At 65.5% G+C, this 22901-nt stretch carries 21 protein-coding genes and 1 tRNA gene; 10 read left to right on the top strand and 12 right to left on the bottom strand.

The features are described from left to right. Positions 1 to 417 precede the first annotated feature (417 nt). The gene (locus tag O4220_RS27185; RefSeq protein ID WP_269608658.1) at positions 418 to 1149 is read left to right on the top strand and encodes a hypothetical protein; all 732 of its coding nucleotides are present in this window, start codon (positions 418 to 420) and stop codon (positions 1147 to 1149) included. Here O4220_RS27185 and O4220_RS27190 read toward each other — a convergent pair. Beyond that, positions 1116 to 1904, bottom strand: a complete 789-nt coding sequence (locus O4220_RS27190; RefSeq protein ID WP_269608659.1) for a TetR/AcrR family transcriptional regulator — start codon at positions 1902 to 1904, stop codon at positions 1116 to 1118. The two genes, O4220_RS27185 and O4220_RS27190, sit on opposite strands and share 34 nt — an antisense overlap. Positions 1905 to 1987: 83 nt before the next feature. Between O4220_RS27190 and O4220_RS27195 the strand changes: the two genes are divergently transcribed. The 4 genes from O4220_RS27195 to O4220_RS27210 all read left to right on the top strand — a co-directional run bounded on the left by O4220_RS27195 (position 1988) and on the right by O4220_RS27210 (position 3640). Continuing rightward, positions 1988 to 2069, top strand: a tRNA-Leu gene (locus O4220_RS27195). Between the two features lie 71 nt (positions 2070 to 2140). Continuing rightward, positions 2141 to 2800 (top strand): maleylpyruvate isomerase family mycothiol-dependent enzyme, encoded by a 660-nt coding sequence (locus tag O4220_RS27200; protein ID WP_269608660.1) that lies wholly within the window; start codon positions 2141 to 2143, stop codon positions 2798 to 2800. Positions 2801 to 2888: 88 nt separating this feature from the next. After that, positions 2889 to 3290 carry a transcriptional regulator gene (locus O4220_RS27205; RefSeq protein ID WP_269608661.1) on the top strand — a complete coding sequence of 134 codons (402 nt, stop codon included), beginning with the start codon at positions 2889 to 2891 and terminating at the stop codon, positions 3288 to 3290. Then, positions 3287 to 3640, top strand: coding sequence for a DUF3817 domain-containing protein (locus tag O4220_RS27210; RefSeq protein WP_269608662.1), 354 nt, complete (start codon positions 3287 to 3289; stop codon positions 3638 to 3640). The genes O4220_RS27205 and O4220_RS27210 overlap by 4 nt, the downstream gene beginning before the upstream one ends. A 2-nt stretch (positions 3641 to 3642) precedes the next feature. Here the strand turns inward: O4220_RS27210 and O4220_RS27215 are convergent, their stop codons facing one another. The 8 genes from O4220_RS27215 to clpS all read right to left on the bottom strand — a co-directional run bounded on the left by O4220_RS27215 (position 3643) and on the right by clpS (position 9490). Then, entirely contained in the window at positions 3643 to 4437 is a 795-nt protein-coding gene (locus O4220_RS27215; RefSeq protein WP_269608663.1) for an esterase/lipase family protein, read from the bottom strand. Between the two features lie 18 nt (positions 4438 to 4455). Further along, positions 4456 to 5070, bottom strand: coding sequence for an RdgB/HAM1 family non-canonical purine NTP pyrophosphatase (rdgB, locus tag O4220_RS27220; protein ID WP_269608664.1), 615 nt, complete (start codon positions 5068 to 5070; stop codon positions 4456 to 4458). Continuing rightward, entirely contained in the window at positions 5063 to 5848 is a 786-nt protein-coding gene (gene rph, locus O4220_RS27225) for a ribonuclease PH (RefSeq protein ID WP_032375961.1), read from the bottom strand. The genes rdgB and rph overlap by 8 nt, the downstream gene beginning before the upstream one ends. 21 nt (positions 5849 to 5869) lie before the next feature. Next, positions 5870 to 6628, bottom strand: coding sequence for a cyclic nucleotide-degrading phosphodiesterase (locus O4220_RS27230; protein WP_176457261.1), 759 nt, complete (start codon positions 6626 to 6628; stop codon positions 5870 to 5872). Positions 6629 to 6740: 112 nt separating this feature from the next. Then, a complete protein-coding gene (locus O4220_RS27235; protein ID WP_269608665.1) occupies positions 6741 to 7367 on the bottom strand; it encodes a rhomboid family intramembrane serine protease in 627 nt (208 codons plus the stop codon). A 59-nt stretch (positions 7368 to 7426) separates the two neighbouring features. Further along, positions 7427 to 8512, bottom strand: coding sequence for a P1 family peptidase (locus O4220_RS27240; RefSeq protein WP_269608666.1), 1086 nt, complete (start codon positions 8510 to 8512; stop codon positions 7427 to 7429). A 9-nt stretch (positions 8513 to 8521) separates the two neighbouring features. Then, on the bottom strand, positions 8522 to 9091 hold the full coding sequence (locus O4220_RS27245; RefSeq protein ID WP_269608668.1) for a DUF2017 domain-containing protein: 570 nt from the start codon (positions 9089 to 9091) through the stop codon (positions 8522 to 8524). Between the two features lie 39 nt (positions 9092 to 9130). Next, entirely contained in the window at positions 9131 to 9490 is a 360-nt protein-coding gene (gene clpS / locus O4220_RS27250; protein WP_269608670.1) for an ATP-dependent Clp protease adapter ClpS, read from the bottom strand. Between the two features lie 150 nt (positions 9491 to 9640). On the opposite strand from clpS, the gene O4220_RS27255 reads away from it, so the two are divergent. Continuing rightward, on the top strand, positions 9641 to 10897 hold the full coding sequence (locus tag O4220_RS27255) for a nicotinate phosphoribosyltransferase (protein ID WP_269608677.1): 1257 nt from the start codon (positions 9641 to 9643) through the stop codon (positions 10895 to 10897). Positions 10898 to 10947: 50 nt separating this feature from the next. Next, on the top strand, positions 10948 to 12996 hold the full coding sequence (locus O4220_RS27260) for an ATP-dependent DNA helicase (RefSeq protein ID WP_269608671.1): 2049 nt from the start codon (positions 10948 to 10950) through the stop codon (positions 12994 to 12996). A gap of 11 nt (positions 12997 to 13007) precedes the next feature. Here the strand turns inward: O4220_RS27260 and glgP are convergent, their stop codons facing one another. Beyond that, positions 13008 to 15530 (bottom strand): alpha-glucan family phosphorylase, encoded by a 2523-nt coding sequence (glgP, locus tag O4220_RS27265; RefSeq protein ID WP_269608672.1) that lies wholly within the window; start codon positions 15528 to 15530, stop codon positions 13008 to 13010. A gap of 204 nt (positions 15531 to 15734) precedes the next feature. Here glgP and O4220_RS27270 point away from each other — a divergent pair, with 204 nt between their 5' ends. Genes O4220_RS27270 through O4220_RS27280 form a run of 3 tightly spaced genes read left to right on the top strand, consistent with a single transcriptional unit; the run spans position 15735 to position 21403 of the window. Beyond that, the gene (locus O4220_RS27270; RefSeq protein WP_037177145.1) at positions 15735 to 17741 is read left to right on the top strand and encodes an alpha-1,4-glucan--maltose-1-phosphate maltosyltransferase; all 2007 of its coding nucleotides are present in this window, start codon (positions 15735 to 15737) and stop codon (positions 17739 to 17741) included. A gap of 11 nt (positions 17742 to 17752) precedes the next feature. Next, positions 17753 to 19954, top strand: a complete 2202-nt coding sequence (gene glgB, locus O4220_RS27275) for a 1,4-alpha-glucan branching protein GlgB (protein WP_269608673.1) — start codon at positions 17753 to 17755, stop codon at positions 19952 to 19954. Then, positions 19955 to 21403, top strand: coding sequence for a metallopeptidase (locus O4220_RS27280; protein WP_269608674.1), 1449 nt, complete (start codon positions 19955 to 19957; stop codon positions 21401 to 21403). A 5-nt stretch (positions 21404 to 21408) separates the two neighbouring features. Here O4220_RS27280 and O4220_RS27285 read toward each other — a convergent pair whose 3' ends face one another. Then, positions 21409 to 22296: a tetratricopeptide repeat protein gene (locus O4220_RS27285; RefSeq protein WP_269608679.1), complete on the bottom strand. Its 888-nt coding sequence runs from the start codon at positions 22294 to 22296 to the stop codon at positions 21409 to 21411. 104 nt (positions 22297 to 22400) lie between these two features. Then, positions 22401 to 22772: a DUF3817 domain-containing protein gene (locus O4220_RS27290; RefSeq protein ID WP_269608675.1), complete on the bottom strand. Its 372-nt coding sequence runs from the start codon at positions 22770 to 22772 to the stop codon at positions 22401 to 22403. Between the last annotated feature and the right edge of the window lie 129 nt (positions 22773 to 22901).

A 22901-nucleotide genomic window follows, 5' to 3' on the forward strand; every position in this document is an offset into this window, starting at 1 on the left:
TGGGCGCCTCGGGGGTCGGGGCGCTCGCTGTGATGGCTGCCCGAGTGCGTCGTGGGCTTTCGCGGCAGAAGCAGTGAGCCGGTCGTCGTCGACAGGTCTCTCCGCGCTGTTCAAGATTGACACAAAATCATGAGGAAATCCTCAGGTTTGCTCGGACGTCCGAGTGCTACCAGCGAGTACGCCGCGTCGAGCGGCATTACTTTTTGTTTACCCAACTCGTCGGTAACCCACATTCACGCTGGCGAGAGGATCGCCTCGGCGCGCAGAACATGAGGAAACCCTCGTATTTTTCGTTATCTTTTCGTGATGTGATCTCGAGCACAGACGAGCTCCGGCCAACTCTGTCGGTGTGGTGCTCTAGCTTCGTCACTCGAACCACTCCTCGAGAGGGTGGTCGACAGAATTCGGGGGGAATTCATGTATTCATCGGTAACAGACATCTGCACGCCGAACGAACTCGACGCAGTATTGCTCCACATCGAATCGGTTGCGTCACAATCACGTTCGCCGCATTGGACACCTGGATGGAGTGGCGAGAGCGAGGTCGCGTTGCTCGATGCACTTTTCTCCGCCCGCGCCCCGTACGGCGGACCGACCAGCGGGGTCCGGGCCGTGCTCGCGCGATGGCGATCGCATCGTGGCGATAACCGACTCGACGACTTGACAACACTCGCAGAACTGACCTCGGATCCGGATGCGCTCGTCGAGATTCTGTCCAATCGTCAGTTCGTTCCGGGCAACAGTCGAACCAAGGCAGCAGCCGCAGCCGTGGCGGCACAGACGTTGATCTCGGTGGGGTTGCGCTGTTCGACCGATTTCGAGCAGCACACGAAGGAACAATTCGATGCGTTCCGCGCGATCCCTGGTCTCGGCGAGACCACCTGGGAGTGCATGCTCATCAATCTCGGGGTGCGTACCGACAAGGCGACCGCCCATCTGAACTCGTTCGTCGCCGACGCACTCGAACCCGTCCACCAGAACCTCGCCGCTGTAATCGCCGAGGACCGCTCCCCCGTGATCCTCACAGCGGCAGCGAACGCACTCGGTACGGATCTCGCCTCGCTCGAGAATGCCGTGTGGCGATACCAGCACAAGTCACACAGGGCGAAGCAGCGTCACTCCGAAGCGGAACTGCGGTCGGCAGGCTGACCGCGAGACATCAGCGCCTCCACACCGTCGAGAATGCACTCCAACCCGAACCGGTAGGCGTGCACCGGGTCGCTGGCGGCGTCGTACGACGCCGCCGCGGCCGTTCCGACCCGAGACGACACCGGAAAACGCTCACGGTCCATCACCCGTTCGATGATCGGAGCAGTAGCCGCCCACCACTGGGCGTCGGTCATTCCCGACTGCTCCTTCACCCGGGCGACGCCGGCGAGGGCACGCGCGGTACCGGAGACGTGCGTGAGTACGAGTGTGAGCACGGAGTCGATCTCGATATCGGTCAGGCCGGTGCCGACCAAAGGGCGTAGTTCGGCCTCGTACTTGTCGTTGGTGTGCGGACCCAGCACCGGCCGCGCCCCCTCCGCCTCCAGTAGCCACGAATGCCGTTGATACAGAGACCAATTGCGCTCGGCGACGAACCGGAGAGCTGGACGCCACCCGCCAGGAACAGAGGACGGCTCGTCGACATGCGAGTAGAGGCCGGCGAGAGATCGGTCGATCATCAGATCCGCCAACTCCTCTCGACCCGGAACGTGGGTGTAGAGCGACATTGCGCCGACCCCGAGATGCTCGGCCACGTTGCGCATCGACACGGACTCGAGGCCGTGCGCGTCGGCCAGCTCGATGGCGGCGTCGACGATCGCGTCCACGCTCAGCCCCGTTCGGCTCGGCTTCGCCCCCACTCGCCACAGCAACTCGAGTATGCGCGCCGGGTCGAACGAGTTCTCCTTCTTCACCACCCGGCGAGCCTAATCGGAGGTCGACCCGGCTCGAAGAACCGCGTCGCACGCGCAGGAGCATCGGTTGTAGACTTCATCGGCACGCGCGAGTGGCGGAATTGGCAGACGCGCTGGATTTAGGTTCCAGTGTCTCAGGACGTGGGGGTTCAAGTCCCCCCTCGCGCACAACGGTCGTTCGGCCCGGCTTTTCTCGAGACTCCCAGGTTTGCAGGTTCCGACGTGTGAAGGTGGCTCGTATGTCCAGCGATTCCGACGACAACGCGATCTTCGCCGAAATTTCCGACGAACGACGGTCCATCGCACGCACTCTCGAGACGTTGAGCCCCGAACAATGGGCCACCCCGTCGCTGTGCGACGCCTGGACGGTGCGCGACGTCGCCGCCCATCTGGTGGCCCCACTGATCGTCCCGCTCTGGCATTTCGGCCTCGCCATGGCGCGTACCCGAGGCAACTTCGACCGGGCCAATCAGCTGATGACCCAGCGTGTGAGGCGCAAGCACGGCGACGAACTACCCGCGCTCCTCACAGCTCATGCGGACAAGAAGTTCACCCCGCCGGGACACGGGCCGATGGCACCTTTGTCCGACGTACTCGTGCACGGACTGGATATGTGTCGGCCGCTGGGCATCGAGCACCACGTTCCCGACCACCGCATGATCACGATGCTCGATTTCCTGGTGCCCGCGACGGGCGCAGCACCGTTCAAGGGACCGGAGCTCCGACTGCAGTGGCGCGCAACCGATCTCGACTGGACCCGCGGCGACGGCCCGATCATCGAAGGGTCGGCGGGCACGATGGCGCTGGTTCTGACCGGACGCAGCAGCGCACTCGCCGACGTCACCGGCCCAGGTGCAGATCGACTCGCGGCGGCGCGGGCGAGTCGGCCACGATCGTAGGAAGACCAGGGCCGGTCATGGCGAGAATCACCGCGGACGTGTACCACGCGACTACCTCCGGTAGTAGTACCTCCGGTACCGTCGAAGCGTGACCACCTCCCGCCCGAACCGTCGACCTGCGCTGATCGCGCTGGTCGTGGTGGCAGCGGCGGTCTGTCTCGGCCTCGGCTGGTGGCAGTGGGAACGCTTCGAGTCGGTCGGTGGCAACGGCCAGAACCTGGGTTACGCGTTCCAGTGGCCCTTGTTCGCCGCGTTCGTGGTGTACGCCTACCGCAAGTTCGTCCGTCTCGAGGACGAGGATCCGGACGAAGCGGCGGTCGCGCGACCCGCCGGTCCCACCGAGGTTCCCCTGGACCTGCTTCCCCAGCGTCATGCCCCGGCGGCAGATTCGAGCGACCTCGACGACCCAGAGGCCCGGCAACTACTCGAATACAACAGCTACCTCGCGGAGCTGAACGAATCCCGCGGGACCGACAGGAGCACCACGTGAGTTCGGCACCGGAGAAGGCGCAGGCATCTGCGAACAAGACCCAGAAGATCGCATCCGCGTTGCTGCGTTATCGCGTTCTGGCGTATGCCACCGGTATCTGGTTGCTGGTCCTCGTGGCCGAGATGGTCGCGAAGTACATCTTCAAGGCCGAGAACGTGCCCAATTGGATTGCCGTCGTACACGGTTGGGTCTACCTCGTGTACCTGATCCTGACGATCGACCTCGCGATCAAGGTGCGGTGGCCCGCCGGCCGCACCATCGGCACGCTACTGGCCGGCACCATCCCGTTCCTGTCGTTCTACATCGAGCACAAGCGCACCAAGCAGATCAAAGCCGACTTCGCCGTCTGACGTCAGCAGCTGATCGGCTGCGCGCTCGCAGGATCGAGTGCGTTCTGCACCAACTGCTGGGCGAGCGGATCGTAGGAAATTCCTGTGTGCTCGACGACGTTGGCCGGGCAGACGTCCTGCAACACCACGTTGGTGTTTCCTGCACCGGTCAGTAGCGACGCGGTGTACGGAACGACGATCTGGTCGTAGCGGGTGACGATCGTCGTGTGCTCGATTCCCGAGACGGTGTCGCTCCCCTCGTTCAGCCTCTCCAGCACGTCGTCCTGCACCGGCGGACCTGCAGTCGGATAGTTGGGCGGCGACAGCGCGACTATCCGGGACACCGCGGCATCCCCGCCGAGGAAGCGTGCGTAGTAGCGGGGCACCGTGCCACCCTTCGAGTGGCCGACGATCGACACCTTCTCGGCTCCCGTCGCCGCGAGGACTGAATCGACGAAACTCGACAGTTCTGCAGCGCTCTCGGGGATGGACTCGAGTGCTCCGAGCGCGGGCACCGGCCCGGTGTTGCCGTAGTCGATCGCGAACACGCAGTACCCGGCATCGGCCAACTTAGGCGACAAGGACGCCCAGTTGTCGTACGAGTTCTCCAGGAAGCCGTGTACCAGCACCACCGGTTCCGGGTGCTGCGCACTCGGGACGCACGAGTAATCGTTGGAGCCGGCAGGCGTCACTCCCGGGTGCGCGATCGAATAGGCGAACGCCTCGGCGAACGAGCCTGCTGCGGGTGCGGCCGAGGCCGGGATACCCGTCAGGAACAACGCGCCGGCTGCGAGTGCAACCGACGTACGCCCCAGCATTGCGCGCGCCCGCACGAGCTACCGCCCCGTCAGTTCTTCGAGCGCCGGAAGGAGCTTGCGTAGCGCGCGGCCACGGTGCGAAGCCGCGTCCTTCTCGTCCGCGCTCAGCTGCGCCGCACTGCGGCCGTCGCCTTCGGGAACGAAGATCGGGTCGTAGCCGAAACCGTTCTCGCCCAACGACTCTCGCCCTACCGCGCCCCGCCATTCCCCACGGACCACGGTCTCGGCTGCACCCGGCACCACCAACGCGCAGGCCGATACGAATGCGGCCCCGCGGCGCTCGTCGGGCGTGTCCGTCAACTGCGCCAGCACCAGCGCGGTATTGGCCTCGTCCTGCCCGTGAGTACCCGACCAGCGAGCCGACAGCACCCCGGGCATCGCGTTGAGTGCATCGATCTCGATTCCGGAATCGTCTGCAACACAAGCCAATCCGGTGGCCGCGGCTCCGTCGCGGGCCTTCGCGAGCGCATTCTCCTCGAAGGTCGCTCCGGTCTCGGGTGCCTCAGGGAAAGGGGGCACCTCGTCGAGACCGATCAAGTCGATACCGACGAGGCCGGCGGCGTCGAGAACCCGCCGTAGTTCACGCAGCTTCTTCGCGTTACGGCTTGCTACCAGGAGCTTGGTATCAGGCACCGAATTTCTTCTTCGATCCCGCGGCGGCCGGCTCGGGCAGATCGCCCGGGTACGGCAGCGCCAGAGCTTCCTTCTGAACCTCGAACAACTTCTCGATGCCGACGAACGCGGAGTCGAGCAACTTGTCGAGTGTGGTGCGCGGGAAGGTCGCGCCTTCTCCGGTGCCTTGAATTTCCACCAGGGTGCCGGTGTCGGTGGCGACCACGTTCATGTCGACCTCGGCGCGTGAATCCTCTTCGTACGGCAGGTCGAGACGCACCCGTCCGTCGACGACGCCGACGCTGACCGCGGCGATCATGCACGAGATCGGCTGCGGATCGGCGAGGCGTCCCGCTGCCCGCAGGTAGGTGACGGCGTCGTTGAGCGCTACGAACGCTCCGGTGACGGCAGCAGTTCGGGTGCCGCCGTCTGCCTGGAGTACATCGCAGTCGAGTGCGATGGTGTTCTCACCGATGGCGGCCAGATCGATGCAGGCACGCAGTGAACGTCCGACCAAGCGAGAGATCTCCTGGGTGCGTCCGCCGACCTTGCCCTTGACGGACTCGCGGCCGTTGCGGGTATGCGTCGCGGCGGGAAGCATCGCGTATTCGGCGGTGAGCCAACCGAGGCCGGATCCCTTTCGCCAACGCGGCACGCCCTCCTCGACGCTGGCCGTGCACATCACCCTGGTGTTGCCGAACTCGACCAGCACCGACCCTGCTGGATGGCTGGTGAATCCACGGGTGATCTTGATGTTGCGGAGTTCGTCGTCCGCCCTGCCGTCTTCTCGTCTGGACACGACTCGAAGCCTAGCGCGTCCTCAGACGGTGAATACGTCCCCCGGAAGAACGGCATGCACCGGTCCACTGAACTCCGCTTTGGCCTCGGCGATGACGTCCTCGCGAGACGTCCACGGCGGAATGTGAGTGAGCAGCAATTCGCCGACCCCGGCCTCGCGAGCGATTCGGCCGGCCTCGGTTCCGGACAGATGCACGCCCTCGGGTCGCTCGGGACTGTCGGTCCACGATGCCTCGCACAGGAACACATCGGCTCCATGCGCCAGATCCCGCACCGCCTGACACATTCCCGTGTCGCCGCTGTATGTGAAGGTGCGGCCCTCACCGGTGGTGATCCGCATGCCGTACGACTCCGGCGGATGGAACACTTGCCGCGTCAGAATCGACAACTTGCCGAACTCCACGGTGCGGCCGTCCACCCAGCGTCGCAGGTCGATCGTGTCGGACATATCGTCGATCTGCCCGCCGCACTCGGCCGAGGCGACTCCGAGCCGGAACGCCGTGTCCTTCGGCCCGTAGACGATCGCTCGACCCTCCGGCGGGTTCGGATGGTAGCGACGCCACACCAGCAGACCTGGAACGTCGAGGCAGTGATCGGCGTGCAGATGCGAGAGCAGAACACTCACATCCCCCGGGTCGGCGTAACGCTGCAACGCCCCGAGCACGCCGGGACCGAAGTCGAGAACGACCGGAGCGGTCTCCTCTTCTTCCAGCAAGTAGCCCGACGCGGGTGAATCGGGTCCGGACACGCTGCCCGAACATCCCAGGACGGTAATTCGCATGAAAGCCATGCTGCCACGCCGAGCGCATCACCAGAAACGTTCGGGCAGTATTCACAGCGCGAGTCGGCGAAATTCACCAGCGACGACAGGTGTGTCTGCAGTTACCTCGCACCTACGGAGTGAGCCGATCGAGCGATTTCGCGCGCGCCCTCTCGGCGCGTGCATCGGCCGACAACAGTCGAGCCGCGATCACTCCGCCCACCGCACCGAACAGGTGTCCCTGCCACGAGATGTTCGGATCACTCGGGAGCACGCCCCACAGGGCGCTGCCGTACAGCACGAACACCACCACGCCGATCGCAAGTTGCCCGAGCTTGCGCGTGAAGAAGCCCCGCACCAACAGGTATGCGATGAACCCGAAGATCAGGATCGACGCGCCGATCGTGTCCCCTGGCCCGGCCGTCAACCACGTACCGAAGCCGCCGACGACCCAGATGATCCCGGTGGCAGCCAGACCACGCGCCATACCGGACAGCAACACCAGAAACCCCAGCACCAGGATCGGGAGGGTGTTCGCGATCAAATGCTGCCAGTCGTCGTGCAGCACGGGTGCGAACAGAATGCCCCACAATCCTTCGACCGAACGCGGCTCGATGCCGTTGCGTTCGAGCCTCGACCCGCTGGCCACATCGATGACCTCGATGACCCACAGCAATGCGGTGAATGCTCCGACGACAATGGCGGCCTGCATCCAGATCGGCCGTTCACGTTCGCTCGGAAGATTGCCGATATCACTCATGATCGCCTCCAACCTCGGTTCCTCCACGGTACCGGTCAGGGACGGGTCGAGACCGGCCCTCAGGTGCGCGACGCAGCGAACGCCGACGGGAAGATCTGGCGGTACGTAGGGATGCCGGCCACCGAGGTGGCGTCGAGCAGCGCACGCACGATGGCCCGCTCGACGACGATCGCCGCGGCTTCTGTGACCGCCGACAGCACCGGCAGCTCCGCCGAGAACGCGGCGGGAACCGAGGACTCGGGGGTGACAGCTCTGGTGCCCGTGGACACGGCAAAGATCGTGTCGCCGTCGAGGGGCGAGTGCGCAGGCCTGATGGCCCGAGCAAGACCGTCGTGACCCGCGACGGCAATCCTCTTGCACGACGCCGACGACAGTGTCGCGTCGGTGGCAACCACACCGATCGTGGTGTTCAGGGCAGTGCCCTTGGGTTCGAGCGCCAGCGCGGTCCACACCTCGTTGACGTCGGGCTTGCGCATACCGAACGCTGCCGGTCCGAGTGTGCCGGTGCCCCACAACAGTCCGGTGCGGGGGTCGAACACCGCACCCACCGGATTGGCGACCATCAACGCCGCGACCGTGACCCCGTCGGCCGGTCCGCCCTCGATCACCGTGCTCGCGGTGCCCACGCCGCCCTTGAGCACTCCGGCACGAGCACCGACTCCTGCCCCGACCGATCCCGTCGCGAATTCGGTCGCCGCTGCTGCTGCCGCGAGATAGCCGAACTCCGCCGTCGGCCGGGAAGTCCACTCACCGACCGGAAGATCGAAGATCACCGCGGCCGGCACGATCGGAACGACGTGATCGGGGCTGCCCATCGGAATGCCCTGACCGTGCTCTTCCAGCCATCGCATGACGCCGTCTGCGGCCGCGAGCCCGTACGCACTGCCCGCGGTCAGCAGGATCGCATTGACATGCTGCACGGAATGGCTCGGATCGAGCAGATCGGTCTCACGCGTTCCCGGCCCGCCGCCGCGGACGTCGACTGCGGCCGTCGCTCCACCGAGCGCGCGCACCACGGTGGCACCGGTGGCCGAACCGGATCCCATCGTGGCGTCGTCGTCGAGTTCATGATGGTGACCGACCAGAAGACCTGCCACGTCGGTCAGGGAGTCCCGCGGTCCGGGGTTGAAGAAGGCTGCGGTCACGCGCGCGTCCTAGGGAATGAGGACCTGTACGAGTGAATCCTGCATCCAGGTCAGCCAGTGGTACACATCGAGATGCGGAGCGCGAGGATCACCCTCGTCGAGGACGTCCGGTGTGTCCGCACTGATCCCCAGCGTCGTGCCGAGCGCCAGCCTCACGTCGTTGAGGCCGGTCAACCATGCATCCGCTTGCTCCTGGGTCAGCACGATCTTGCCACCGGACTCGGGAAGCGTGGCCAGGATCATCGATCCGGCCGCCAACTTCTCGTCGATGATCTCGGGCTCGTGGAGGCCACGCAGAGCACCGTTGAGGTCGGTCGGATCCTCCTCGTCGCGGCTGGGATCGGCGCGGTGGAAGTCCGGAAGCAGCCGTGCCAGCGCGGCATCGTCGGGCGGAGTGTTGTGGCCGGTACGCAGACCGGTCAGTGCGGCCAGCTCGTCGGTGGGTGCGCCGGCGGATCGATCGCGCAGCAGTCCCAGTACCGAGCCGACGAGAGACCGGAGCACTGCTGCCTCACGCGCGTCGATCTCGGATTTGATCTTGACCCCGGACAGCGAATTCCGTCTCGTCCACGTGCGCACTGTTGCTGATGTCCTGTCTGACGGAGAGGTGGTGAGCTACTACTTGTCCTGCTGCATCGTGGCCCACAGACCAGCCGCGTGCAGGCGTCGAACATCGTTCTCCATTGCGTCGCGCTCACCGCTCGACACGACGGCTTTGCCCTCGGAGTGCACCTGCATCATCAGCTCGGTGGCCTTGGCCTTGCTGTAACCGAAGAGCTTCTGGAACACGTATGTCACGTAGTGCATCAGGTTGACCGGGTCGTCCCACACGATCGTCACCCACGGAGTGTCGTGTGACTCGTCGGCAGCAACGGCCTCGGTCTGGGCCGGAACCGCTTGCGGTGACGCTGCGACAACCTCACCTGCCGAGACGCTGTCCACGGGCAGAAGCGTTCCATCCACCGTCAACCAAGGCATGTCCACAGGGTACGGCGTGTCGGGCCAGCGTCACACGCTCGCCCCTGCGCTCGTAGTGTGGGCGAGGTGAGCAACGACGCGACCACAGATCACGCGATTTTCACCGACGACGTCAGTACCGCGCTGCTGACCGATCAGTACGAGTACACGATGCTCTCGGCCGCTCTGGCCAGCGGCAACGCAGATCGTGTCTGCAGCTTCGAGGTATTCGCACGAAGACTGCCCGCGGGCCGCCGGTACGGAGTTCTCGCGGGCACCGGCCGCGTACTCGACGCCATCGCGCGCTTTCGTTTCGGCCCGGACGAGCTGCGTATCGTGGCCGAATTTCTCGACGCCGACACTGTCGAATGGCTGCGCAACTACCGATTCACCGGCGACATCGACGGCTATCGCGAAGGGGAGCTGTACTTTCCCGGCTCCCCCGTGCTGACCGTCCGCGGAACCTTCGCCGAGTGCGTCGTCCTCGAAACCCTGGTGCTGTCCATCCTCAATCACGACAGTGCGATCGCATCGGCGGCAGCACGGATGGTGGCGTCCGCGAAGTCCAGGCCGATCATCGAGATGGGATCGCGTCGAACCCACGAGGAAGCGGCCGTCGCCGCATCGCGAGCGGCGTACCTCGCCGGGTTCACCGCGACCTCCAACCTCGAAGCCGTACGCCGGCACGGCGTCCCCGGAGCAGGCACGTCGGCTCATGCGTTCACCCTGCTGCACACCACCGCCGACGGTCCGGACGAACGGTCCGCGTTCGCGGCGCAGGTGCGAGCACTCGGCGTGAGCACCACACTGCTCGTCGACACCTACGACATCACCCAGGGCGTCGCCAACGCCATCGAGGTGGCCGGACCCGAACTCGGCGGGGTGCGCATCGACTCCGGCGACCTCGGAGTGCTCGCGCGACAGGTTCGCGACCAGCTGGACGCTCTGGGTGCGCCGAAGACCAGGATCGTCGTTTCGGGCGACCTCGACGAGTACGCCATCGCCGCACTGCGGGCCGAACCAGTGGACTCCTACGGCGTCGGTACGTCGCTGGTCACCGGTTCCGGTGCCCCGACGGCAGGCATGGTCTACAAGCTGGTCACTGTCGACGGCATCCCCGTCGCCAAGCGCAGCAGTCACAAGGAATCGCGCGGGGGCACCAAGGCCGCCGTACGAACTGCGCGCAGTACCGGCACCGCCGTCGAGGAGGTCGTGCACCCGTTCGGCTCTCCCCCGACCGTCGGCGACGATGTGACGGTGGAGACGTTGACCACGCCGTTGGTCCGCGCCGGCGAGCGCGTCCCCGGCCTGCCGACCCTGGCCGATGGCCGTGAACTACTGGCCGGGCGCCTGGTCAGCCTTCCCTGGGAGGGCCTGAAATTGTCCCAGGGCGAACCAGCGATACCCACCCGCTTCGTGGAAGGCTAGGGGCGGTGTCGATGCCGAACCCGGTGGGCAATCGGCAGTAGTCTTCTTCGGTGCCGTCGAAGACCGAGTTGCCAACCGTTCCCGCTCTACTGCAGGTCGCGGTGCACTCACTGGGCGGCAAGGAACGTAGCAATCAGCTGACGATGGCCTCGGCGGTAGCGCACTCGATCGATACCGGTGAGCATCTCGCGGTGCAGGCAGGCACCGGTACCGGAAAGTCCCTCGCCTATCTGGTCCCGAGCATCAGGCACGCGGTCGAATCCGGTAAGACCGTCATCGTCTCCACGGCCACCATCGCATTGCAGCGGCAGTTGGTCGACCGGGACCTGCCCCGCCTGTCCGACGCGCTGACCGAGGCTCTCGGTCGGCGACCGAAGTTCGCGATCCTCAAGGGCCGCAACAACTACTTGTGCATGAACAAGATCCACACCGGTGCCGCGCAGGAAGCACCGGATGCGGAGCTGTTCGACCCGTTCGCGGTCTCGCGCATGGGCCGCGAGGTGGTACGGCTGACCAAGTGGTCGTCCGAGACCGAGACGGGCGACCGCGACGACGTGGTGCCCGGAGTCAGCGATCAGGCCTGGCGTCAGGTCAGCGTCACTGCGCGCGAATGCCTGGGCAAGTCCCGTTGCCCCGTCGGCGAGGACTGCTTCGCCGAACGCGCTCGTACCGAGGCCGCCCAGGTCGACGTTGTGGTGACCAACCACGCCCTGCTCGCGATCGACGCGATCACGGGCATCCAGATCCTGCCCGAGCACGACGTCGTGGTCGTCGACGAAGCTCACGAACTGGTCGATCGAGTGACGGGCGTTGCAACAGAGGAGCTGTCGGCGGCAACCGTCACCGCGGCCGCTCGCCGAAGTGCGAAGTTGATCGAAGAAGAGACGGTGGATCAACTCGAAGGTGCAGCCGAGAACTGGGCCGCGATTCTCGACGAGCTACCCCCGAGTCGCTGGCAATCTCTGCCCGACGGCGTCGGGCCGGCCCTCGCCTCCATCCGCGACGCCGCCTGGGCGGTACGCACCGCGATCGGCCCCAACAAGCAGGGCATGGCGGCCAGCGACCCCGAGGCTGCCGCGGCTCGCAGCGCCGCACTCGTCGCGATAGACGAGGTGCACGACAGCGCCGTTCGAGTTCTCACGGCCTTCGACGAACCCGATCCAGCCAAACGCAGGGACGTCGTCTGGCACGCCGTCGACGATTTCCGCGGCAACGTCAAACGCACGGTACGTATCGCCCCGCTCTCGGTCGGTGGGCTGCTGCGTGCGCGACTCTTCGCCGAATCCACCGTGGTCCTGACATCGGCAACCCTGACCGTCGGTGGGTCGTTCGACGGGTTGGCCGTCAACTGGGGCCTGCCTGCGGAGACGCCGTCTCGCAGCGACACCGCAATGGCCTCGGGCGTGGAACCACCGTCCGATACCGGGTCGATCCGCTGGAATTCGCTCGACGTCGGGTCGCCGTTCGATCACGCCCGCGCCGGCATCATGTACATCGCCAAGCATCTCTCACCGCCCGGACGCGACGGCCTCTCCAAGTCCTACCTCGACGAAATCGAGTCTCTGGTCAGCGCAGCGGGAGGACGCACACTCGGACTCTTCTCGTCGATGCGTGCCGCCAAGGCTGCCGCGGAGGAAATGCGTGAGCGTCTCGACACGCCGATCCTGTGCCAGGGCGACGATTCCACCGGTGCACTGGTGCAGAAGTTCGCCGACGACGAGGCCACCTCGTTGTTCGGGACGTTGTCACTGTGGCAGGGCGTGGACGTGCCGGGCCCCTCGCTCAGTCTGGTGATTCTGGATCGGATTCCGTTTCCCCGGCCCGACGATCCGCTACTCGTAGCCCGCCAGCAGGCCGTGGAATCCCGCGGCGGCAACGGGTTTCTCGCCGTCGCCGCCAACCATGCCGCCCTGCTGCTCGCGCAGGGCGTCGGCCGCCTGCTCCGCAGCGTGGACGACAAAGGCGTTGTCGCCGTTCTCGATTCACGTCTGGCCACTGCTCGCTACGGCGGTTACCTCCGGGCCTCGTTGCCTCCGTTCTGGGAGACCTCGGACCCGGAGGTGGTGCGCAAGGCGCTCACCCGTCTGGCAGGAAAGTAGCGCTACTACCGCTACGGAGTCGACACCAAACCGAGCTCGGCATCCGAGGCCAGGCCGTCGTGATGCGGCAGCACCCGCACGGTGTATCCCACTGCGCCGCTGTGCGGCAGCGTGCTCTCGCCTGCATAAACGTGCTCGCCGCCCTCCGTACCCACGTGCGTCATGGGCGTCGCCGCGATGTCGGTGAGGTTCTCCTCGTCGTCGGCGCGACCGACCACCGCCTGCACCACGACGTCCGCCGCGTCCAAGCCGCCGAGGTCGACGTTCGCGCGCAGCGAGAGCTCCGCACCGATCACCGGAGTATCCGGTAGCCCTTCGCTGTCGACGCGGGTGACTTTCACGCCGTCCCAGGCCTGTTCGACGCGGCGACGGTACGCCGCCACGTCCGTGGCACCGCGGTGACCGTCGGCCGCCACCGCGCGAGCGGACTCGGCAGCCGGCGCGTAGTAGCCGAGCGTGTAGTCCTGAACCATTCTGGACGCCAGCACCTTCGGGCCCAGCTGTTCGAGGGTGTGCCGCACCATTTCGATCCATCGACCGGGCACGCCGTCCTCGCCGCGGTCGTAGAACTTGGGCAGTACAGCCTGTTCGAGCAGCTCGTACAGAGCAGCTGCTTCGAGATCGTCCCGTCGGTTGTCGTCGGTGACACCATCGGCCGTCGGGATGGCCCAGCCGTTCTCGCCGTCGTACATCTCGTCCCACCAGCCGTCGCGGATCGAGAGGTTGAGGCCGCCGTTGAGTGCCGATTTCATGCCCGAGGTGCCGCACGCTTCGAGCGGTCGCAGCGGATTGTTCAGCCATACATCGCATCCCCAGTACAGGAAGCGCGCCATGGACATGTCGTAGTCGGGCAGGAACACGATGCGGTGCCGCACGTCGGCTTGATCAGCGAACTTGACGATCTGCTGAATGAGCGCCTTTCCGCCGTCGTCGGCGGGATGCGACTTGCCTGCGACCACAAGTTGGACCGGTCGTTCCGGGTCCAGCAACATCGCCCGCAGTCGCTCGGGTTCGCGCAGCATCAGAGTCAGGCGCTTGTACGTCGGCACGCGTCGAGCGAACCCGACGGTCAGCACGTTTGGATCGAAAACACCTGCAGTCCAACTGATCTCAGCTTGCGTGGAACCGCGTTCGAGTGCCGACCGCCGCACGCGGCGCCGCACCTCGTCCACCAACTGCGCACGCAGAGCATTACGTGTGGACCACACGCGCCCCGAGGACATCTCCCCCTCCTGTGCCCATTCCCGTGCAGACCACGTCGGGGCATGGACGCCGTTGGTGACCGATCCGATCGGCACCTCGGACGCATCGAATCCCGGCCACAGACCGTTGAACATCTCGCGGCTGACGATGCCGTGGAGTTTCGATACACCGTTGGCTCGTTGACCGAGCCGCAATCCCATGTGCGCCATGTTGAACACCGAGGCATCGCTCTCGCCGCCGAGGGCAAGAATTCGGTCCATCGGCAGTCCCGGCAGCAACGCGGAATCCGGGCCGCCATCTTCGCTGCCGAAGTAGTGCCGAACGAGATCGGCGGGGAATCGGTCGATTCCTGCCGGGACCGGGGTGTGGGTGGTGAAGACGGTACCTGCCCGCACGGCGGCGAGAGCCGAGTCGAAGTCGAGTGCGCCCGTGGTGACCAGCTCCCGGATGCGTTCGACGCCGAGGAAGCCTGCGTGCCCCTCGTTCATGTGGAACACCTCGGGGTCGGGCAGTCCGTATGCGCGGGTGTAGGCCCGGATCGCACGAACACCCCCGATACCGGCGAGGATCTCTTGCTTGATGCGGTGATCCTGGTCGCCGCCGTACAACCGGTCGGTCACCCCGCGCAGCTCGGGATCGTTGTCGGCAATGTCGGAGTCGAGCAACAACAGTGGGACGCGCCCCACCTGGGCGATCCACACACGCGCCCGCAGAACGCGGGACCCGGGCATCGATACGTGGATCAGCACCGGAGAATCGCCGTCGTCGGTGAGCAACCGAAGCGGCAGACCATGCGGGTCGAGGGACGGATAGCGCTCGGCCTGCCAGCCGTCGGCTGTCAGCGACTGCCGGAAGTACCCCGAGCGATAGAGCAACCCGACGCCTATCAACGGCAGGCCCAGGTCGGAGGCCTCCTTGAGGTGGTCCCCGGCCAAGATGCCGAGCCCACCGGAATAGTTAGGCAGCACTTCGGTGACGCCGAACTCCATCGAGAAGTACCCGATGCCCGACGGCAGAGCCCGCCCTTTCGACAGCTCGTTCTGGTACCAGAGCGGACGGGCGAGGTAGTCGTGCAGATCCGCCTCGGCGGCGTCCAGTTCGGTCAGGAACCGCTCGTCGGCCGCCAACTCCTCCAGGCGAGCCGGCGCAACCGCTCCGAGCACGGCCACCGGGTCACGTTCGAGTTCGGTCCACAGCAACGGATCGACGTGCTCGAACAGATCCTGCGTCGCCGAGTGCCACGACCACCTGAGGTTTGTCGAGAGCTCGGCGAGGGCATTCAAGCGGGCGGGAAGATGGGCTCGGACGGTGAATCGGCGCAAAGCTTTCACAGGATCGAACCCTACCCACGGACACCTGTGTCGATGGGCGGCTCGGCAAAATCCGAGCTGCCGCGCTCTCCGCGGGCAGTATGCGTCGGCGCACGCGCCATCTGCGCTGCTGCATTACGGTTGACGAGTAGAAGCACACCAATATCGGTTCGATCAGAGGTTGCGCCCGCGCAGCCATACCTCTAGCGAAGAATGGAGTGTGAAGTGACAGGTCGACTTGGTATCGACAATGTCCTTCCAGATACGACGACCGGAAAGTACCCCGCGAAAGCCGTGGTGGGCGAGACCTTTCCAGTCTCCGCCGACGTGTGGCGCGAGGGTCACGACGCGGTCGCCGCGACGTTGTCGGTGCGCGGACCAGGAGGCAAACTCGAACGCATCCCGATGACGCCGGGCCGCGAACCCGACACGTTCGACGCGGTCTTCGTCCCCTCCCGGCCGGGTTACTGGATCTGCCGCATCGAAGCGTGGAGTGATCCGATCAGCACCTGGCGGCATGCCGTGGAAGCCAAACTCGGAGTGGGCCAGAGCGCGCACGAACTCGCGAACGATCTGGAGATCGGGGCGCGGCTGTTCCTGCGCGCCGCCACCGGAGTCCCCGCCGAGAGCAGGCAACTGCTGGCCGACGTCGCCGCCGCGCTGCGCGACACCGACCGCCCACTGCCGGCCCGAGTGTCCTCGGCGTTCGCGTCGTCGGTCGCCGAACTGCTGTTCGCGCACCCGCTGCGCGAACTGGTGACCCGGTCGCGCGCGGTCAACATCTGGGTCGATCGCAACCTTGCTCTCAACGGTGCCTGGTACGAGTTCTTTCCTCGATCGACCGGCGGATGGAACGAGGACGGTTCGCCGCGGCACGGCACGTTCGCGACATCGATCGAGCAGTTGCCCCGCATACAGCGGATGGGATTCGACATCGTCTACCTTCCGCCCATCCATCCGATCGGCACCATCAATCGCAAGGGCCCGAACAACACGCTGACGCCCGGCCCCGAAGACGTCGGGTCGCCGTGGGCCATCGGCTCGAAGGACGGCGGGCACGACGCCATCCATCCCGAACTGGGCACCGAGGACGACTTCCGCGCCTTCGTTGCCGCCGCACAGGAGCACAACCTGGAAGTGGCACTCGATCTCGCCCTGCAGGCCGCTCCCGATCACCCTTGGGCAGCAACGCATTCCGAGTGGTTCACCGTGTTGCCGGACGGCACGATCGCGTACGCCGAGAACCCTCCGAAGAAGTATCAGGACATCTACCCGGTCAACTTCGACAACGACCGGCGCGGCATCTACGAAGAGGTGCTACGCGTGGTCCGATATTGGATCTCGCTGGGGGTCAAGGTCTTTCGAGTCGACAACCCGCACACCAAGCCACCGGACTTCTGGGAGTGGCTCATCGCCGAGGTCAAGAAGACCGACCCGGACGTACTGTTCCTCGCGGAGGCCTTCACCCGTCCGGTGCGCATGTACGGATTGGCGCAGCGCGGTTTCACTCAGTCGTACACGTACTTCACCTGGCGTACCGCCAAGTGGGAACTGACCGAGTTCGCCGAGGAACATGCGCGGCGCGCCGACGACGCGCGGCCGAACCTGTTCGTCAACACCCCGGACATCCTGCACGAGAGCCTGCAGCACGGTGGGCCCGGAATGTTCGCTCTCCGGGCAGCTCTCGCTGCGACGATGGCTCCCACCTGGGGCGTCTACTCCGGATACGAGCTGTTCGAGCACCAAGCCGTGCGTGAGGGCAGCGAGGAGTACCTGGACTCGGAGAAGTACCAGCTGCGTCCGCGCGATTTCGAGGGCGCGCTCGCCCGAGGCGAGTCTCTCGAGCCCTGGATCACGACGCTGAACGCGATTCGGCGTGCGCATCCGGCGCTGCAGCAGCTTCGCAACATCCACTTCCACACCATCGACAACGAAGCGCTGATCGGGTACTCGAAGTTCGACCCGCAGACCGGTGACTCGGTTCTGGTGGTGATCAACCTCAACCCGTTCGGAGCCGAAGAAGGCACCATCCACCTGGACATGCCTGCCCTCGGCCACGACTGGCAGGACACCCTCACGATCAAGGACGAGGTGAGCGGCGTTCACTACGACTGGGGACACACCAATTTCGTCCGACTCGAGCCCTGGACGTCGGTGGCGCACATCTTCACGCTCCCCCACATTCCCTACCCGGCACGAATCGAACTGGCCTACCGCGGCAACCGAAAGTGAGTGGATTCAACGTGACCAAGAATCCGACGACGCCCGAAGACACCGTCGCAGCCCCGTCCGACAACGATCTCGATCTCATCGCTGCGGGTCGGCACTACAACCCCCATTCCGTGCTCGGTGCCCATCCGGTACCCGGCGGCACGGCCATCCGAGCGCTCAAGCCCGACGCCGAGAAGGTCGTCGCCCGAGTCGGCGGTGTCGATCACGAGCTGACACACGTCGCGCACGGGGTCTTCTCGGCGCTGCTGCCGTTCGAGGACCTGATCGACTATCGGCTCGTCGTTACATGGCCCGGCGGGCACGTCTCCGAATCCGCCGACGGGTACCGGTTCCTCCCCACTCTCGGTGAGCTCGATCTGCACCTGTTCGGTGAGGGTCGGCACGAGCGGCTGTGGGACATCCTCGGCGCGCATCAGCAGTCGTACGCGACACCGGACGGTCCAGTGGTCGGTACCTCGTTCGCAGTGTGGGCCCCCGCAGCGCAGGGCGTCACCCTCGTAGGCGACTTCGACGGCTGGACCGGCCGCAGCTGGCCCATGCGTGTTCTGGGGTCGACCGGTGTGTGGGAGCTGTTCGTGCCCGACATCGCGCCGGGTGCGCTGTACAAGTTCCGCGTGAACGGTGCCGACGGTTCGGTCAAGGACAAGGCCGACCCGATGGCCTTCGCCACCGAGGTTCCGCCGTCGACCGCATCGGTCGTCACCGCGTCGTCGTACACCTGGAACGACGAGAAGTGGCTCGACACCAGGGCCGGCATCGAGCCGACTCAGGCCCCGATGAGTGTCTACGAGATCCACCTGGCGTCCTGGCGACCGGGCCTGGGTTACCGCGAACTGGCCGAGCAACTGGCCGAGTACATCACCGAAACCGGCTTCACCCACGTCGAGCTTCTCCCGGTCGCCGAGCACCCCTTCGGCGGGTCCTGGGGCTACCAGGTGACGTCGTACTACGCGCCGACCTCACGCTTCGGCAGTCCCGACGATTTCCGTTACTTCGTCGACCACCTGCACAGCGCTGGAATCGGCGTCATCGTCGACTGGGTACCTGCCCACTTCCCGAAAGACGAGTGGGCGCTGGCTCGATTCGACGGCGGCCCGCTCTACGAACACGGCGACCCGCAGCGAGGTGAACAACTCGACTGGGGCACATTGGTTTTCGACTTCGGCCGCCGGGAGGTGCGCAACTTCCTCGTCGCGAACGCGCTGTACTGGATCGACGAGTTCCACATCGACGGCCTCCGCGTCGACGCCGTGGCATCGATGCTCTACCTGGATTACTCCCGCCCCGAGGGCGGTTGGTCTCCGAACATCTACGGCGGTCGGGAAAACCTCGAGGCCGTCACGTTCCTGCAGGAGATGAACGCGACGGTGCACAAGAAGCACCGCGGCGTCGTCACCGTGGCGGAGGAGTCGACGGCGTGGCCCGGTGTCACCCGCCCGACGAACGTCGGCGGACTCGGCTTCAACATGAAGTGGAACATGGGCTGGATGCACGACACCCTGGGCTTCCTCGGGCGTGATCCGATCCATCGCAGTTACCACCACCACGAGATCACCTTCTCCCTCGTCTATGCGTGGAGCGAGAACTACCTGCTCCCGATCAGCCACGACGAGGTGGTGCACGGCAAGGGGACGCTGTGGACTCGGATGCCCGGTGACGACTACACCAAGGCAGCTGGGCTGCGCGGAATGCTCGCCTACATGTGGGCGCACCCGGGCAAGCAACTGCTGTTCATGGGCCAGGAGTTCGGCCAGACCCGTGAGTGGTCCGAGGAACGCGGTCTCGACTGGTACCAGATCGACGAAGAGCCCCTGCACAACGGCGTCAAATCGCTTGTCTCCGATCTGAACTCGACGTACAAGTCGCATCCGGCTCTGTGGACACTCGATACATCGCCGAGCGGGTACTCGTGGATCGACGCCAACGACACCGAGAACAACGTGCTGAGCTTTCTGCGGTACGGGTCCGACGGTTCGGTCATCGCGTGTATTTTCAACTTCTCCGGTTCCGAGCACGGCAGCTATCGTGTGGGACTACCGGAACCCGGCCGTTGGATCGAGATCCTGAACACCGATGCAACGGAATACGGCGGCTCCGGAATGGGCAACCTGGGTGAAGTGACGGCAACATCGCACTCGTGGCACGGTCGACCGGCGTCAGGCCAGGTTGCACTTCCCGCCAACGGGGCGATCTGGATAAAACTGGAGCGATAGATGAGTGGCGGCCGCACACCCCGACTACTGGCCGCGGCCGCCACTGCAGGACTCCTTCTCCTCGCCTCGTGCGCGCAGACCGTCGGCGGTAACGCCGTGTCCATCTACGAGAACCCGTTCACCGTCGCCGGACTGCCGGTCACGAGCGGACCGAGCGGGCCGCGTCCGGGAGTGCCCGATTCGACGATCGAGGTCGAGAACGCCGAGGGCACCGACTCCGATATCCTCGCCACCAACGCGATCGACGACATTCAACAATTCTGGGCCGAGCAATACCCGGCCCTGTTCAAGGGCTCGTTCACGCCCATCTCGAACGTGGTCTCGTGGGACGCGTCCGAGGACGAGGGATCCGGCGTCAGGTTCTGCGGGGACCGAACCGGTGGTGTCCCCAACGCCGCGTATTGCACGCGCGACGATTCGATCGGGTGGGACCGCACCATTCTGCTTCCGGCTCTGGTCGACGCATTCGGACCGATGTCGGTGGTGATGGTGATCGCCCACGAATACGGTCACGCCATCCAGCATCAATCGGGACTCGTCGGTGACGACACTCCGACGATTGTCGCCGAGCAACAGGCAGACTGCTTTGCCGGCGCATTCATTCGCCATGTCGCAGAGGGTGATTCGCCACACTTCACGATCAATACGTCCGACGGACTCAACGGTGTTCTCGCCGCGACCGTCGCCGTGCGCGACGTAGACCCCAACGATCCGGAATCGGTGCACGGCTCCGCCTTCGAGCGTGTCACCGCTGTGCAGATCGGCTTCAGGGACGGCGCGGCAACCTGCACAGGCATCGACGAGGCCGAAATCGATTCGCGTCGAGCATCATTGCCGCAGAAGTTCGATGATCCCGACGACTCGGGTGAACTACCGGTCACCGAGGACTCGCTCGACGCGTTCACGCGTTCCTTCGAAAAGGTTCTGCCGGTGGCCGTTCCGCCGACAGTCGACTATTCCGGTTCGGACACCGGGTGCTCCGACGCCGAGGCCACCGTGCCGGTGTCGTACTGCCCCTCGACCAATACCATCGGCGTCGACGTCGAGGACCTGGCCGAGCGGGGACAGCCCGAGACCCCGCAGCGTGGAGACATCTTGCCGCTCAACGTGTCCGGTGATTACGGCGCCTACGTGCTGTTCGCCTCGCGCTACACGCTCGCGGTGCAGAAGGAAGCCGGCCAGACCCTCGACGACCCGCAGACCGCTCTGCGTTCGGCGTGCCTGTCCGGGGTCATCACCTCGGCGATGAGCGCCGAGAACGGTTCGACGGGTCTCGAAGTCTTTCTTTCCCCCGGAGATCTCGACGAGGCGGTGTCGGGCCTACTCAGCGACGGACTCGCAGCCAGCGACGTCAACGGAACGACGCTGCCCTCCGGATTCTCCCGAGTCGACGCCTTCCGCTCGGGAGTTCTCGGCGGCAAGCAGCTGTGCGATTCGCGCTACAGCTGAGCGGTTCAGTACAGAGCGGACGCGAGCTTGCGCCGCGCGGACACCACCAGCGGATCGGCTGCGTCGAACAACTCGAACAGCTCGAGAAGTCGAGTGCGCAGTGCGGTCCGGTCGTCGCCCGCACTGATCTTGATGCCATCGATCAACCGAGCGAAAGCCTGCTCCGGCTGCTGAGCAGCCATCTCGGCGTCCGCGGCCTCGATCCGGGCCTGCACGTTCGCGGGATCGGCGTCGGCCGTCTCGATGGCGTCCGGTGCAATATTCTGCACCCGAGCCAGAAACCTGACCTGACGCAGCGCCGCGACGGCGTCGGTGTTCTTCGGTTCGGCATCGATGATCGCCTGGTATGCGGCCGCCGCCTTGTCGAAGTCGCCCTCGTCGATGGCTTCCTCCGCAGCGACGATTCTGGGATCTTCGATCTCGGGTTCCGGTTCTGCAGCAGCCGCTCCGGGAGGCCCGGTGAGCTTTCCCGCAGTCGCCTGCTCGACGGCCTGTAGCCACTGACGCAACTGCTCGTCCGACTGCGTTCCTTGGAAGTCGGCCAGCGGCTGACCAGCAGCAACGGCGACCACCGTCGGAATAGCCTGCACACCGAACGCCTGTGCGATCTGCGGATTGGAATCGACGTCGACGCGGGCCAGCACCCACGCGCCGCCGGCCTCGACGGCCAATTGACCGAGCTGTCGCGTCAACGCCTGCGATTGCGGGGAGCGGGCCGAACCGAGGTCGACGATCACGGGAACCTGAGTGGACCGTTGCAGTACCTCGGCCTCGAACGTCGCCGCGGTCACGTCCACGATCGGTGCCAGTCCCCCGCCTTCACCGGCGGGCTCGGCCGCGGGAGCAGGTGCCGGACGGTCCTTGAGAACGGACAGGTCGACAGCACCGGCAATCGAGGCGGGGACGGCAGCTGACGGGCGGACGGGAGGACGGGAACCGGGTCGAGTCACGTCCTACAGTTTGTCACTAACCCGATGCGTCATCCACTGGCGGGCAGTCAGGACAGAACCTTCGCGTCGGCTACGGGCCGGCCCGTGCTCAGCTCCGCGAGGCGTCCGGTGCGCGCGGCCCACATCTCGAAGATCACCGTGCCGAACGGCGGGAACGCTGCGACGAGCGCCAACAGCGTCGCCTTGACGTCCCACTTCAACTTCACTGCCGTCAACACCGCGATGCCCAGGTACACGACGAACACGCCGCCATGGATCGGCCCGAATATCTTCACGCCGATTTCGTTGCCATCGGCGGGGATGTACTTGAACGCCATTCCGATCAGCAGTCCCAGCCAGGTGAAGGCTTCGAGTACAGCGATGAAACGGAAACGTGTGGCCGTGCTGCTCAGGTTGAAGAAGTTGGTCATGCCAGCCATTGTGCCCGGTTTGCTACGACAGAACGTAGTGGCTCTGGTCTCACTCCCGACCAGAGCCACCGCGGTCTTACTTCTTCGGTACTCGAACGATGAGAGCGTCGCCCTGTCCACCGCCGCCGCACAGTGCGG

The organism is Rhodococcus ruber, assembly GCF_027270735.1.
GTDB lineage: Bacteria > Actinomycetota > Actinomycetes > Mycobacteriales > Mycobacteriaceae > Rhodococcoides > Rhodococcoides rubrum_A.